Raw genomic sequence first — 13,443 nt, 5'->3', positions numbered from 1 at the left:
CTGACATTCCGGAACGGCTGGGCTAACACCCGCCCCAGCCAATGGAAGTGATCCGAGCAGGCAAGGGCCCGATGCGCATCGCGGTGACAGGCGCCAATGGCGACTACGGCAAGCTGCTCCTGCCGAGACTGGAAGCGGACCCGGCGGTGGAGAGCATCCTCGTGCTCGACACGAAGCCGCCGCAAGGAACGCGGAAGGTCGAATTCCACCGGGTGGACCTCACCCGCTACGACGCGGAGGGCGAGCTGACCGACGCGCTCACGGAGCGCCCCGTGGACGCGCTCTACCACCTGGCCTTCCTCTTCGGCCCCATCCTCAACGGCCCGCTGGCGCACGAACTGGAGGTCATCGGCACGATGAACGTGCTGACGGCGGTGGGCCGCGCGAAGCTGCCCCGGCTGGTGGTGCCGTCGCTCACCGCCACCTACGGGGCCCGGGGCAACAACCCCGCGCTGCTGCGGGAGGGGTCCCCCCTGTTCGGCTGTCCGCACAGCCGGTTCGTGAACGACAAGGTGGAGGTGGAGGGCCAGGTGCGGGCCTTCCGCGAACGGCACCCGGACACGCGCACGCTGGTGCTGCGCTTCGCGCCCCTGCTCGGTCGGAGCCTGGACAACCCCGCCACGCGCCTGCTGTCCCAGGCCGTGGTGCCCACGCTGCTGGGCTTCGACCCCCTGTGGCAGGCGGTGCACGAGGACGACGCGGGCCGGGCGCTGCACCTGGCCCTGGGCGCGAACGCCGCAGGGGAATTCAACATCGTGGGGCGCGGGGTGCTGCCCCTGTCCGGGCTCATCCGCCAGGCGGGCTCACAACCGCTCCCCCTGCCGGGGCCGTTGTTTCGTGGAGCACTTCGCGCGCTCGGGGTGCTGGGGGCGGGCACGTTGCCGGTGGCCCTGCTCGACTACATGCATTACTCCTGGGTCGCGGACGGAGAGCGCGCTGAATCCGCCCTGGGGTTCGTGCCCCTCCACCACGTCAAGGACGCCGCCGCGGCGCTCCGAAGGAGCCAGTCATGACCAAGGGTGTCCTCGGGAATGATCCCTTCCAGCGGGGCGCAGCGCCTCGCGCGGGTGACGCGAAGGAGGGCCCGACCGAAGCGAAGGCCCCGAAGAAGGCGCCCGCGAAGAAGGCCGCGAAGGGCGCGAAGAAGACCGCGAAGTCGAACGGCAAGACACGCGACGCGAAGGAGCCCTCGCGCGCGAAGGGCCCGAAGGAGGCCGCGGCCTCCCCGAGGACGCCCGCCGTGGCGGTCCACAAGTTCGAGGCGCGGGCGAACCCTCCGCGCGGCGCCACGCCCCCGGAGCACGACGACAGGGCGGCTTCGGAGCAGAAGGAGCCCCGGAGCGCGCCGGCCAGCAGGCGCGGCCCACCGCCCGCCGCGTCCGGGTCCACGTCCCAGGGGGACGAGCCGACGCCGCTGCGCGAGCCCTCGACGCCGCGGCCCCCTGTCGCGCCACGGGCCGCCAGGCCGCCGGTGCCCGATGAAGGGATGCACGCCCCGCATCGCGAGGAGCGTGGGGTGGACCGTGCGCTGACCGAGGCGCTGGCGTCGGATGCGGCGGAGGTCGCCGCGAAGAGCGCCGTGGAAGAGCTGCTCCCCAGACGCCCGGGCCAGGATCGCAGCATGGAGCGCATCCTCGCGACGGAGCTCGTCACCGAGCTGGCCGAGTCCGCGGTGCGGCAGGTCCTGGACGACGACCACGACGCCACCATTGAACGGGAGCTCGCCACCATGGTCGCGACCCAGGTGGCCGAGGCCACCGCCGGCGTCGCCGTGGACGAGGTGCTGGACCGCCAGGCCACCACGCCCGACGAGCGCGCCGTCGCCACCGCCGAGGACGGCGACTCCCAGGAGCTGGACGAGGCCGAAGAGGAGGTGTGGACCGCCGACGCCTGGCAGCGGGATCCGGCCAGCGTGCCCACGGACGCATCCCCCGACGGTGACGACGCATCGGAGGGCGTGGAGCGCGGCGAGGCGGACGGCGTGCACATCTCCGTCTCCATCCGCGCGGGCGCGGCCCCGACCAACGTGGAGCCGGAGGTCGAGCTGCCCGACGAGTCCCACGACGAGCTGCCCCCCAGCCGCCGCGTCCCCCTGTCCCTGGTGACGGACGAGGGCGCCCCGCTCCGCGAGGATCCGGAGCAGGACGCGTCCGCCTTCGCCCGGCCGGAGGAGGTTTCGCCGTCGCACGGGTTCGCGGGACGCGCGGCGGGCATGTTCTCCCTGGCGCGGGAGATCGCCGGCCAGGCGCTCGCGAGCGAGGGCCTGGGCCGCGCGGTCGGCGCGATGCACGGCCTGATGGAGGCGGTGCGCACGGGCCTGGGCACGGGCGGCGGCAGCCGGCTGGACGACTACGGCAAGGACGCCGGGCTGGTGGAGAACCTCCAGCCGGTGCTCGACTTCCTCTACGAGCAGTACTGGCGCGTGTCCGTGGAGGGCGTGGATCACGTGCCCCGGGGCGCCGCCATCCTCGTCGCCAACCACTCCGGCGCCCTGCCCTACGACGGGCTCGTCATGTCCCAGGTGCTCCTGCGCGAGCGCCCCGACCTGCTCGAACCCCGGTGGCTCGTGGAGGATCAGGTGTTCCACGCGCCCATGCTGGGCACCCTCTTCAACCGGCTGGGCGCCGTGCGCGCCTCACCGGAGAACGCGCTGCGGCTGCTCGACGAACGCCGGCCGCTCGTCGTCTTCCCGGAGGGCTACCAGGGCGCGAGCAAGCCGTTCGCGGAGCGCTACCGCCTCAAGCGCTTCGGGCGCGGCGGGTTCGTGAAGCTGGCCCTGCGCACCGGCGCGCCCATCGTGCCGGTGGCCATCGTCGGCGCGGAGGAGACGTCCCCGCTGCTGGGCCGCATCCCCGGCGGGTTCCTGGGGCTGCCGTCACTGCCGCTCACCGCCCCGGGCCCGCTGCCGGCCAAGTGGACCATCCGCTTCGGTGAGCCCATCACCATGGAAGGACTGCCCACGGAGTCCGCGGACGACCTGGGCGAGGTGCAGCGGCTCACCGAACAGACCCGCGAGGCCATCCAGGCCATGCTCCAGGCCCTGCTGCGCGAGCGTCGCTCCGTGTTCGCGGGCTGAAGAGGCCCACACGCCCGGGGGCGCTCAGCCGCAGACGCGGTTGCGCCCCTGGTGCTTGGCTTCGAAGAGGCGCTCGTCCGCCGTGCGCACCAGCTCCCCGGGCTCGCGGTGGTGCGGCTCCAGCGTGGCCACGCCCACCGACAGCGTGACGGGGATGACCTGCTTGTCGAACTCGAAGCGCTGCCGCTCCACCAGCTTGCGCACCTTCTCCGCGAGCTGCCGCGCGCCGCCCAGGGTGATCTCCGGCAGGAGCAGCGCGAACTCCTCGCCGCCATAGCGGGCGAAGACGTCCTCGCGCCGGATGCGCGTGCGCACCGTGGACGCCAGTTGCTTGAGGACCGAGTCCCCCGCCAGGTGGCCGAAGGTGTCGTTGACCTCCTTGAAGTGATCCAGGTCCAGCATCACCAGCGACAGCGTGCGCTCGTAGCGGCGGCTGCGGGAGATCTCCCGGTCCAGCTGTTCGTCGAAGTAGCGGCGGTTGTAGATCTGCGTCAGGCCGTCCATCGTGGTCAGCCGGTAGATCTCGTCGTGGTACGCCGCCTCGATGTTGCCGCCCGCGATGAACTTGAAGATGGTGCGGCCAATCTTCACCAGGTCGCCGTTCTGCAGCGACCGGCCGCCCCCCGGCGCCACGTCGTCGTTGACGAACGTGCCGTTGGTGGAGCCCAGGTCCTCGATGCGCACGCCCTTGGTGGTGTTGGTGATCCGCGCGTGGTTGCGGCTCACCGCCTCCTGATCAATCTGGATGTCCGCCTTGGACGAGCGCCCGATGAGGGTCTCCTCGCGCGTCAGGTCGAACTTGCGCCCCAGATCCAGGCCGTAGATGACCACCAGCGCCGCGTCCAGGTTGACGGGGCGCTCGGAGATCTTCGAGATGACGGTGACGACCGTCTCCTTCTGGCCCATGGCATTGGCAAACGTATCACCGCGCAAATCGTGAAAGCGAATTCACGGCCGGAGAAGGTGCCCTCCCAGGGCGGGGACGCCCCGGGGCGCCGCCACGTCAGGGCACGCGCACGGTGCGCACGGCGGTGACCGCGGGCCGCAGCGGCAGGCCCAGCCCATCCACCAGGGACGCCGCGAGCACCACCGCCTCGCCCGAGCACGCGCCGGGCAGCGACAGGACCACCTCGCCCGAGCGCGAGGCGGCGTCGCTGCCCACCTTCACGCCCTCACAGCCCGCGCCGCCGCCCCGCACGGTGAGCAACACCCCGCCCTCGTCGGTGAGGGCGGGCCCCACCTGGAAGCCCTCCACCCGCACACGGACGGTGGCGCCGCGAGCAAGCGAGGCCCCCTCGGGAGGCTCCACCCACGTCACCTGGGGCCGCCCCTGGTGCAGCGTGGACGCGGCGCGGGTCGCCTCCGCGAGCGCCTCCGGCGCGAACCCACCGGACTCCGCCAGCGCCGGGGCACCGAGCGGGGCCCCCTCCGCGGTCGTCGCCCGCAGGGCCTCCACGGACAGCGCCGCGCGCGAGCCTTCGGTGTCGCCCTGGAAGGTGCGGTCCTCCAGGCCCGCCGGGGGCACGGGCAGGCGCACGCCGGACGTCGCGCGGCGGCCGTCCATCAGCACCGTCCAGCGCCGCCCGGACGCGTTGGTGAAGGTCGCGCGCACCACGGTCGCCAGCGTCACCGGGGCGTCCAGGCGCCACTCGCGGGGCAGCAGGCCGTGCCAGGGCAGCACGTCCGGGTTGTAGTGGGACCCTTCCGGGATGGAGAGGAAGCCTTCGGGGAACGTCACCGGCTCGGTGCCCTCGGGGTCGAAGCGGGGGGCCGCCAGGGGGGCGAACACGGCGCTGGTGGCGGAGCCCGCGGCGGGCTCACCGACCAGGGCTCCCGACGACGCGAGCGCGAGCAAGCGGTAGGGCTGGCCCTCCAGGCCGTGATGCCCCGGGGCCATGCGCACGCGCACGAAGCCCGGCGCCAGCAGGCCCGGCTGCGTGTCCGTGAGCGGATCCGACGGCTGGGTGTTGATGGCGGCGCCCAGGCCCAGCGGCACCAGGCCCCGTCCGGGCGCGGCCACCGAGCCCAACACCACGGCACGCTCCGGGTAGCCGTCGCGGAAGCGCGGGAGCGCGGGGACGCGCACCACGAACGGGAAGGCCAGCGGCACCTGCTGGAAGTCATGCGTCACCGGCGCGAGCGGCACCTCCTCCCCTCCGTCCGGAGGCCGCAGCGTGAACTGCACGTCGCGCACGAGCGAGGAGGAGAACCGGCCCGACGGAGGCAGCGCCCGCGCCAGGAGCAGCAGCGGATCCGTGCCGGTGTCCATCGTCCCCGCCGGGAGCCCGCCCGAAGGCACCTGCGCGGTGAGGGCCCAGGCGGAGCGCGTGCCGCAGGCGCCCGCGCGCATGGCCTGCTCCGGATCCGTCACCTCCATGAGCCGGGCATCACAGACGCCCGCGATGCCGGGCGCGGTCACCGACGGCATGTCCGGGCTCCCCAGCCCGCGCACCCAGATGTTGGACGGCACCTGGAACTGGCGCGTCGCCCCTCCCAGCATCAGGTCCACCGGCCGCTCGGGCCCCGCCACCTGGGCGGGCGCCGCTTCCGACAGGAGCCCCGGCACCGACAGGCCCGTGAGCCCCACGGCCAGCGCCTCTCCTGAGCCCATTGGGGAGCCCACCGGGGCGAAGTGGTCGAACCGGGCGCGCACCCCACCCTCGCGGTCCGCCGGGTTGCGGCGCAGGGGCAGTCGCAGGTCGCGCGAACCCTTCGTGTCGTAGTGGGCCAGGGTGAGGTAGCCGAAGTCCTGGTGGAACACGGACACGCCCACCTCGCCCCGCGCGGCCACCACCGCCACGCCCGTCGCGTTCGTCGCTTCGCGGGCCAGCGTCTGGCCCAGCGTGTCCGAAACCAGCACGGACGCCCCCTCGACGGGGTGTCCCGTGAGCGCGTCCGTCACCAGCACCCGCACCTGCTCCGGCTCGGCGTGGCGGGGCAGCACGGTGACGCGCGCGCGGCAGGAGATGACGCCCACCCGGGCCTCCACCGCTTCGACCTCCGCTCCGGCCGTGGTCAGGGTGAAAGTGGCCCCGACCCCGGTGCCGCCCTCCCGCGTCACGGCCGCGGCCACGGCGGTCCAGGTGAGGGCCGCGCCCGGGACGAAGGGCTGCCCCTTCGCGTCGGACACCCAGGCCTCGAAGCGCACGGGGGTGCCCACGGGCGCGATGACCCGCTCCGGCACCACGCGACAGGCCGCGGCGACGGTCGGCGGCAGCGGCTCACCGCAGGCGCCATCGCGGCACACCTGGCCCTCCTCGCACGCCTCGTCGCCGGTGCAGAGGGCGGGCACACAGCGGCTCGCGTCACAGCGACAGCCCAGCGACCTGGACTCGCAGGAGAGGATGGCGTGATGCGAACCCCGGCGCTCCATCGAGCAGTCGTCATCGCTCCGGCACGCGGCCTCGCAGCGCGACAGGGCGGTGTTGCAGAAGAACAGGGCTGGATCCGCGCAGTCCTGATCCACCGTGCACGCCCCATCCGGGCGCTCCCCCTGGATGAAGGGGAAATCCGCGTCGGCCATCCCGCAGCCCATGGCGCACGCCAACAGCAATGCGAGCACGGGGCCGGGGGACCGGACCGCAAGGGGGACTGGAAGCATGAGGGGGAACTCCGAGGGGGACCGGCCTTGCCCGGACCTTACAAGGGGTCCGCCCGTGACGCGACCCGTGCGCACATCCGGGAACACCGTGGGTGCCCGAGGGGACGGAAAATCAGACGGGCGGGCAGGCAAGTGTCGGTTGGCATCCGGCGCCCGGGGTCCCAGAATCGCCCGACGATGGCGCGCAGTGAGCCCAAGACCCTGGAGAGCCTGCTTCCCCGCGTGCTGGCGCGCCTTGCCGGAGAGTCGGGCCGTGGGATGTCGCTCATGCCGCTCTGGGTGGCCGCGGCCGGGGCGAACATCGCGCGCCACAGCCGCCCGCACCACCTGGAGGGCAAGACGCTCGTCATCACCGTGGAGAACGCCGAGTGGGCCCAGGCCCTCACCCGCCAGTCCGCGTTCCTCTGCGAGCGACTCAACGCGACGCTGGGGCCGGGCACGGTGACGGCGCTCGAGTTCCAGCTGGAGGTGCGATGAGGCGGGCCGCGCTCCTGGGCGCGCTGCTCGCTCTGGCATGGGGCACGCCGCCCCGCGCGTCCGCCGGGCCACCGCCCCCACGGGTGGCCTCCGTCACGCCCGCGGATCCCGGCGCCGTGGCCGTCACCGCCCCCGTCGCGGCGCAGACGCCCCAGTCGCATGAGGCCCGGGCCCGCATGCACGTCGCGCGCGAATTCGAGCGCGTGGGCCGGCGCGCGCCCACCAGCGACAAGGGCCTGGAGACCGCGGCCCGGAGGCTCGCGCGCGAGGCCCTGAGTGAGTTCACCACCGGCGCCCCCGACCTGCTCACCCTGACGGAGGCCGTCAGCGAGTCCGGCGCCGCGGATCCCTCGCCGCGGACCCTGGTCATCCGCGCCTGGGTGCACTCGCACGCCATCGAGACCTTCCTCGCCCGCACGGACTTCAACGAGGAGCGCGCGAGCCACTACGGCGTGGGCGTGGCGTTCCTGGGCGAGCGGGCCGCGCTGGTGCTGCTGCTCGCGGACCGCAAGGCGGAGGTGCTCCCCTTCCCTCGCGCGCTCACCTCCGCGAAGACGGAGCGCATGGTGTGCGGGCGGCTGATGTCGCCGTTGCGGAGCCCGGAAGTTTTCATCACCCGGCCGGATGGCGAGGTGGAAGGCGTCCCGTTGACGCGCGCCCCCACGGGCACGGCCGGCTTCTGCGCCCGGCTGCCCTTCACGCGCCCCGGCTCCTACACCGTGGAGGTGGTGGGCCAGGGCCCGGCGGGTCCGGAGGTGACCTCGCTGTTCCTCGTGCAGGTGGGCGCGCGCTCGGCGCGGGGCGAGCGCGAGGCCACCCGCGAGCCCACCACCCTGGGCGAGGCCCGCACCGCCCTCTACGAGCGCATCAACGCCTTGCGCCGCGCGCACCACCTGCCGGAGCTCGCGCCGGACACCACGCTGGAGGACGTGGCGCTGCGCTACAGCACGCGCATGGCCAACGAGGGCTTCTTCGCCCACATCGCGCCGGACGGCTCCACCCTCACGCGCCGGCTCCCGGAGGGCACGCGCTACGTCCGCGCCGGGGAGAACCTGGGGCTCGCGGCGGGTCCGCTCGCCGCGCACTTCGGCATCGAGCACAGCCCCGGCCACCGCAAGAACCTGATGGACCCCGCGTTCCGCTTCATGGGCGTGGGCGTGGCGTTCCAGAAGCTCGACGGGCGCGACCAGGCCATCGTCACGGAGGTCTTCACCGCGGCCTCGCCCGGCGCGGCGGCCTCCGCGGATCCGCTGTCGGATGCATACGAGGCGCTGGCCCGGCACCGCGCCACGCTCAAGCTGCCGCCGCTGGTGCGCAGCGATGCGCTGGAGCGACTGGCGCGCGAACACGCCCGGCGCTCGCTCGCGCAGGATGAACCGTCCGCCGGAGCGGAGGATCCGTCTCCCTTGCACGAGCGGGTGTTCTCCGTGCTCCCCGACGCGGGCACGGCGTCGGTGGACTTCTTCGTCGTGGGAGACCCGGGCGCGCTGCCTGAGTCCCGCAGCCTCGCCACCGCCACCAACACCCGCGTGGGCGTGGGACTGGTGCGGGGAAACTCCAAGCGCTTCGGCCAGGGGCAGTACTGGGTGGCCGTCATCTACGCCGCGGTTCGCTGAAAACCCTGGGTGCCCCTCGTGGGACGCCCTTCCTGGCCCTGATGAAGCGCAGGGCCGCCAGCCGGGGTCCCTGGCCGGAAGGTCGGGGGCGGAGGCGCGACGAAGGGATGTCCACGCGGACTTCCGGCCACGACCCCCTTCGGGCGTGGCCGGAAAACAGCATCACGCGCCCGAAACAAAAGGGCGCGCCCGTCGATAACTAGACGGGGCGACGCTGGGTCGCATAGGCCTCGAGCCCCATCTGCGGAGGCGCGAGGTTGGCGTACATCGGGCACTTCATGCACGTGAACGACTGCCACCCACGACGCACGGCCTCATCGAGGCAGTTGTCGTAGTGGTTGCAGTTCAGGTTGCGATGCGTCTCGACGCCTGCCCGCTTGGGGCCGGCTTCGGGATTGATGGTCTGCGGCAGATCGGATGGACACGGCTTCATGGAGCCTCCCCTATGAGCTGTTTCCCCCCCCGAGGTCTGTGAACGAGCGGTGCTACCGACGACAGGTCCGGCTGACACGACGGTCCGGAGTAGCGCTCAACGGCGGCGCAACGTAAGGATTCCCTCCGGCTTGCGCAACGGGTGGACAACCCCTCGGGACCAGCCCGTGGGCGCGGGATCTAGGACTTGTCGGGCCGACTGTCAAACCGACCCCCGCCCACCTGGTGGGGAATGTCGACTTCAAACCTCTCGTTCCGTTGCCGCAAGGCCGCGATGTGAAAGGAAGATTCCATGAGTTGGACCGGCTGGGTGGCGGGTTGGGTGACGGGGGTGGCGCTGGGGCAGTCACCGGCGACACTGGAGGCCGTCCGCCTGCATCGGCCCGACGCGGCCGCCCTCGCCCAGGCGGAGCTCGCCGCCTGTGAGTCCAAGAAGTGCCCCGACGCCGGCCGCCTGGGCCTGCTCGCCGGCACCCTGGTCCTCTCCGACGGCGACGCGGCCCTGGCCCGGGACCTGCTCGCCCGCCACGCCGCCCCGCCCCCCCTGGAGGCCTTCCAGGCCTTCTACCTGGGTCAGGCGCGCTTCTACGCGGGCGACCCCAACGGCGCGGCCGGGGACTTCGAGCGGGCGCTGGAGAAGGCCTCCCCGGCCCTCGCGGTGCGCGCGCGCGCCCGCCTGGGCGAGGCCCTGCTGGAGGCCCACCGCCCCAAGGACGCGGCCCCGGTGCTGGAGTCCGCGGCGACGGCGCAGCCCACCCCGGAGCTGCTCTTCCAGCGGGCGACGACGCGCGCGGCCACCGGCAACGCCGCGGGCCTGCGCGCGGACCTGAAGGCCGTGGCGCTGCGCTTCCCCACCCACCCCTACGCGGACGAGGCGCTGGAGAAGCTGGCCGCGCTGAAGCCGGCGGTGAAGCTGACCCTCCCCGACCACCTCCAGCGCGCCCGGGGCTTCCTCTCCGCCGGCGCGGCGACCCGGGCCCAGGAGGAGCTGGAGACGGCGGAGAAGCGCTCGCTGGTGAAGGGCGCTCCCGCGCAGGCGCAGGTGGCGCTGCTGCGGGCCCAGGTGCTCTTCGCGCGCGGCAAGCCCGACGAGGCGGCGAAGGCGCTCGCGGTGGCGCGCAAGGGTCCGCCGGCCATCGCCGCGGAGGCCGCGCTGGTGGTGGCGCGCCGGGCGCTGCGCTCGGATGACAACGCGAAGGCGCGCGAGCTGATGGCGGCGCTGGACAAGGCCTATCCGTCCCAGGCCGCGGGTGAGGAAGGCGCGTTCTTCGCCGCGTGGTTGGACCTGCAGGGCGGACGCTTCGAGGAAGCGGCGAAGTCCTTCGCGGACTACGAGAAGCGCTACAAGGGTTCACGCCGCCGCGACGAGGCGATGTGGTTCCGGGCCCTGGCGCACCTGCGGCTCGAGCAGTACCCGCAGGCGAAGCTGGCGCTGGACGCGATGGTGACGGCGTATCCGAAGACGAGCCTCGCGCCGCAGGCCCGCTACTGGACGGCGCGCGCGGAGGAGCTGGCCGGCGGCAAGCCCGCCGTGGTGGGCCCGGCCTACGAGGCGGTCATCAGCGCCGCGCCCGCGTCGTTCTACGCGCTGCTGGCCTCGGAGCGGTTGCGGGAGCTGGGACGCACGCCGCCGGCCGCCTTCCCGCAGCCTCCGAAGCAGCTCACCCTGCCCCGTCCCCCGGAGCTGGAGCTGGCGGTGGCCCTCACGCGCGCGGGCCTCTTCCGCGACGCGGCGGACGAGGTGCAGTCGCGCGTGTCGGGCCTGCGCTCCGCGGACCAGGCGCTGCCGTTCGCGCACGCGCTCCTGCAACTGGGCGAATACGGGCACGCGCACAGCGTGGCCGCGCGCCACCTGTGGGGCCGCGCGTTCGGAGCGAAGGCCCCGGACGCGCTGGCCGCGTTCTATCCGCGCGCGTTCGCGAAGGCGGTGGAGGCGGAGGCCACGCGGCAGGCGCTGGATCCGTTCTTCGTGTGGGCCATCATGCGGCGGGAGAGCGCCTTCCGTCCGGAGGTGATGAGCGCCGCGGACGCGCGCGGGCTGATGCAGATCATCCCGCCCACGGCCACGGAGATCGCGCTGAAGATGTCGGAGCCCGCGCCCGCGCCCGCGGACCTCTTCGCCCCGGAGCGCAACATCCGCTACGGCGCGTGGTACCTGGCGCAGCTGATGAAGCGCTTCGCCCATCCGGCGCTCGCGGCCGCGGCCTACAACGCGGGGCCCAAGGCGGCGGTGCGCTGGACGCAGGAGCGGGGCAGCCTCCCGTTGGACCTCTTCGTGGAGTCCATCCCCTACCGGGAGACGCGCGGCTACGTGAAGCAGGTGCTCGCGGACCTGTACCTGTACCACCGCTTCTACGAGAAGGACGGCACCCAGGCCCGGCTGACGATGACGGTGCCCGCCCCCGCCACGGACGGCGTCAGCTTCTGACGGACGGCCGCGAAGGCGTCAGCCGCCGCCCGTGGCCCGGCGGCGTTCAATCTCCTGCTCCAGGGTCCGCACGACGTCGGACAGGGGCATGCTGCTGGAGTCCACGTGCACCGCGTCGTCCGCGGCCTTCAGGGGCGCCACGGCGCGGCCCGAGTCGGCGGTGTCCCGCTGCGTCTGATCCGTGAGGACGGCCTCCAGGCTGCTGTCCACGCCCTTCTGGAACAGCTCCTCGAAGCGGCGGCGGGCGCGCACCTCCGGGTCCGCCGCGAGGAAGAACTTCGCGTCCGCGTCCGGGAACACCACCGTGCCGATGTCGCGCCCCTCCAGGATGGCGCCCGCCTGCGTCTCCAGCGCCAACCGCCGCTGAAGCGCGAGCAACCCCGCGCGCACCACCGGCCGGCCCGACACCTGCGAGGCGCCCATGGAGATGGCCGGCGTGCGGATCTCCCCGGACACGTCCTCGCCCCCCAGGAAGACGTGGTTCTCCTCGCCCACCACCTGGAAGTGGATGCGCACGCGCCCGAGCAGCTCGCCCAGCTTCGCGTCGTCGTCGAACGCGATGCCTTCGCGGGAGGCCATCAGCGCCACGCAGCGGTAGATGGCGCCGGTGTCCACCAGCGCGAACCCCAGCCGCCGCGCGAGCAGCTTGGACACGGAGGACTTGCCCGCCCCGGCCGGCCCGTCGATGGCGACGATGAACGGACGCGGGCTCACGACAGGATCTCCTTCAGCGCGGCCACGCAGCGCGCGTTCTCCGCGGGCGTGCCCACGGAGATGCGCAGGCAGGTGGGGAAGCCGTTGCCCCCCATCGGCCGGACGATGACGCCCCGGCGCAGCAGCTGTTCGTACACCTCGCCCGCGGGCCGGTGGCAGTCCACGAAGACGAAGTTGGCGTGGCTCTCCGACAGCGTGACGCCCAGCTTCGACAGCTCCTGCCCGTAGTAGCGCAGGCCCGCGTGGTTGTTCTCCCGCGTCTGGCGCACGTGCTCCGTGTCGTCCAGCGCCGCCATGCCGGCCGCCTGCGCCACCACCGTGAGGTTGAAGGGCATGCGCGTGCGGTGCACGTAGTTCGCGAGCTTCGCGTCCATCACCGCGCAGCCCAGCCGGATGCCGGCGAGCCCGTGGATCTTGCTGAACGTGCGCAGCGCCACGAGGTTCGGGTGCGCGCGGAACAGCTCCACGGCGCTCGCGTAGTCGGGCCAGTCCACGAACTCCGCGTAGGCCTCGTCGTGGATGACGAGCACGTCCCTGGGCACCGCGGCCAGGAACGTCTCCAGGTCCTTGCGCCCGAACGTCGTCCCCGTGGGGTTGTCCGGATTGGCCAGGAACACCATGCGCGTGCGCGGCGTGACGGCGCGGGCCATGGCCACCAGGTCGTAGCGGAAGCCCTCGCGCATGGGCACCTCCACGAACGGCCGCCCGTGCGCCTGCGCGGAGATGCGGTACGCCGGGAACGAGCCCTGGCACAGGAGGATTTCATCCTCCGGCGTGGTGAACGTGCGCATCAACAGCTCGATGAGCTCGTTGGAGCCGCTGCCGAGCACGACCTCCTCCGGCTTCACGCCCAGGTGCGTGGCCAGCCGGCGCACCAGGTGGAAGCTCGTCGCGTCCGGGTACAGGTGCACGGATGAGACGGCGTTCTTCATCGCCTCCACGGCGCGGGGCGACGGGCCCAGCGGGTTCTCGTTGGAGGCGAGCTTGATGACACCGGTGAGGCCGTACTCCCGCTCGGTCTCCTCGATGGGCTTGCCCGGGACGTAGGCCTTGAGCGTCTCGACGTAGGGAGGAACGAGCGGTCGCATGTGGAGTGAAC

General features: G+C 73.2%; 10 protein-coding genes. 5 read left to right on the top strand and 5 right to left on the bottom strand.

Annotated elements, in window-relative coordinates:
* Positions 1-41: 41 nt before the first annotated feature.
* Both OV207_RS25965 and OV207_RS25960 read left to right on the top strand, forming a co-directional pair.
* Positions 42-1,013 (top strand): SDR family oxidoreductase, encoded by a 972-nt coding sequence (locus OV207_RS25965; RefSeq protein WP_267557787.1) that lies wholly within the window; start codon positions 42-44, stop codon positions 1,011-1,013.
* On the top strand, positions 1,010-3,076 hold the full coding sequence (locus OV207_RS25960) for a 1-acyl-sn-glycerol-3-phosphate acyltransferase (RefSeq protein WP_267557786.1): 2,067 nt from the start codon (positions 1,010-1,012) through the stop codon (positions 3,074-3,076). Before OV207_RS25965 ends, OV207_RS25960 begins: the two co-directional genes overlap by 4 nt.
* A gap of 24 nt (positions 3,077-3,100) precedes the next feature.
* Here OV207_RS25960 and OV207_RS25955 read toward each other — a convergent pair whose 3' ends face one another.
* Together OV207_RS25955 and OV207_RS25950 are read right to left on the bottom strand one after the other, a co-directional pair.
* A complete protein-coding gene (locus tag OV207_RS25955) occupies positions 3,101-3,982 on the bottom strand; it encodes a GGDEF domain-containing protein (RefSeq protein WP_267557785.1) in 882 nt (293 codons plus the stop codon).
* Positions 3,983-4,079: 97 nt separating this feature from the next.
* The gene (locus OV207_RS25950) at positions 4,080-6,599 is read right to left on the bottom strand and encodes a carboxypeptidase regulatory-like domain-containing protein (RefSeq protein WP_267557784.1); all 2,520 of its coding nucleotides are present in this window, start codon (positions 6,597-6,599) and stop codon (positions 4,080-4,082) included.
* 255 nt (positions 6,600-6,854) lie between these two features.
* On the opposite strand from OV207_RS25950, the gene OV207_RS25945 reads away from it, so the two are divergent.
* Entirely contained in the window at positions 6,855-7,154 is a 300-nt protein-coding gene (locus tag OV207_RS25945; protein ID WP_193348690.1) for a DciA family protein, read from the top strand.
* Complete coding sequence (locus OV207_RS25940) at positions 7,151-8,770, top strand: CAP domain-containing protein (protein WP_267557783.1); 1,620 nt, start codon at positions 7,151-7,153, stop codon at positions 8,768-8,770. Before OV207_RS25945 ends, OV207_RS25940 begins: the two co-directional genes overlap by 4 nt.
* A gap of 199 nt (positions 8,771-8,969) precedes the next feature.
* On the opposite strand, the gene OV207_RS25935 is transcribed toward OV207_RS25940, so the two are convergent.
* Positions 8,970-9,203 carry a hypothetical protein gene (locus OV207_RS25935; RefSeq protein ID WP_014396719.1) on the bottom strand — a complete coding sequence of 78 codons (234 nt, stop codon included), beginning with the start codon at positions 9,201-9,203 and terminating at the stop codon, positions 8,970-8,972.
* Positions 9,204-9,494: 291 nt separating this feature from the next.
* Between OV207_RS25935 and OV207_RS25930 the strand changes: the two genes are divergently transcribed.
* The gene (locus OV207_RS25930) at positions 9,495-11,630 is read left to right on the top strand and encodes a transglycosylase SLT domain-containing protein (RefSeq protein WP_267557781.1); all 2,136 of its coding nucleotides are present in this window, start codon (positions 9,495-9,497) and stop codon (positions 11,628-11,630) included.
* An 18-nt stretch (positions 11,631-11,648) separates the two neighbouring features.
* On the opposite strand, the gene cmk is transcribed toward OV207_RS25930, so the two are convergent.
* Positions 11,649-12,344 (bottom strand): (d)CMP kinase, encoded by a 696-nt coding sequence (gene cmk, locus OV207_RS25925; RefSeq protein ID WP_267557780.1) that lies wholly within the window; start codon positions 12,342-12,344, stop codon positions 11,649-11,651.
* Positions 12,341-13,432, bottom strand: coding sequence for a histidinol-phosphate transaminase (gene hisC / locus OV207_RS25920; protein ID WP_193348686.1), 1,092 nt, complete (start codon positions 13,430-13,432; stop codon positions 12,341-12,343). Before hisC ends, cmk begins: the two co-directional genes overlap by 4 nt.
* Positions 13,433-13,443 lie beyond the last annotated feature (11 nt).

It is taken from the genome of Corallococcus sp. BB11-1 (assembly GCF_026626625.1).
In the GTDB taxonomy this organism is placed as follows: domain Bacteria; phylum Myxococcota; class Myxococcia; order Myxococcales; family Myxococcaceae; genus Corallococcus; species Corallococcus soli.
Note: the sequence above shows the minus strand (reverse complement) of the source record. Positions and strands in the feature narration are given on the sequence as shown.

Bases quoted from the DNA above. Each gene is read 5' to 3' on its own strand.
- OV207_RS25965 (WP_267557787.1), top strand. From the start codon at position 42: ATGGAAGTGATCCGAGCAGGCAAGGGCCCGATGCGCATCGCGGTGACA.
- OV207_RS25960 (WP_267557786.1), top strand. From the start codon at position 1,010: ATGACCAAGGGTGTCCTCGGGAATGATCCCTTCCAGCGGGGCGCAGCG.
- OV207_RS25955 (WP_267557785.1), bottom strand. From the start codon at position 3,982: ATGGGCCAGAAGGAGACGGTCGTCACCGTCATCTCGAAGATCTCCGAG.
- OV207_RS25950 (WP_267557784.1), bottom strand. From the start codon at position 6,599: ATGGCCGACGCGGATTTCCCCTTCATCCAGGGGGAGCGCCCGGATGGG.
- OV207_RS25945 (WP_193348690.1), top strand. From the start codon at position 6,855: ATGGCGCGCAGTGAGCCCAAGACCCTGGAGAGCCTGCTTCCCCGCGTG.
- OV207_RS25940 (WP_267557783.1), top strand. From the start codon at position 7,151: ATGAGGCGGGCCGCGCTCCTGGGCGCGCTGCTCGCTCTGGCATGGGGC.
- OV207_RS25935 (WP_014396719.1), bottom strand. From the start codon at position 9,203: ATGAAGCCGTGTCCATCCGATCTGCCGCAGACCATCAATCCCGAAGCC.
- OV207_RS25930 (WP_267557781.1), top strand. From the start codon at position 9,495: ATGAGTTGGACCGGCTGGGTGGCGGGTTGGGTGACGGGGGTGGCGCTG.
- hisC (WP_193348686.1), bottom strand. From the start codon at position 13,432: ATGCGACCGCTCGTTCCTCCCTACGTCGAGACGCTCAAGGCCTACGTC.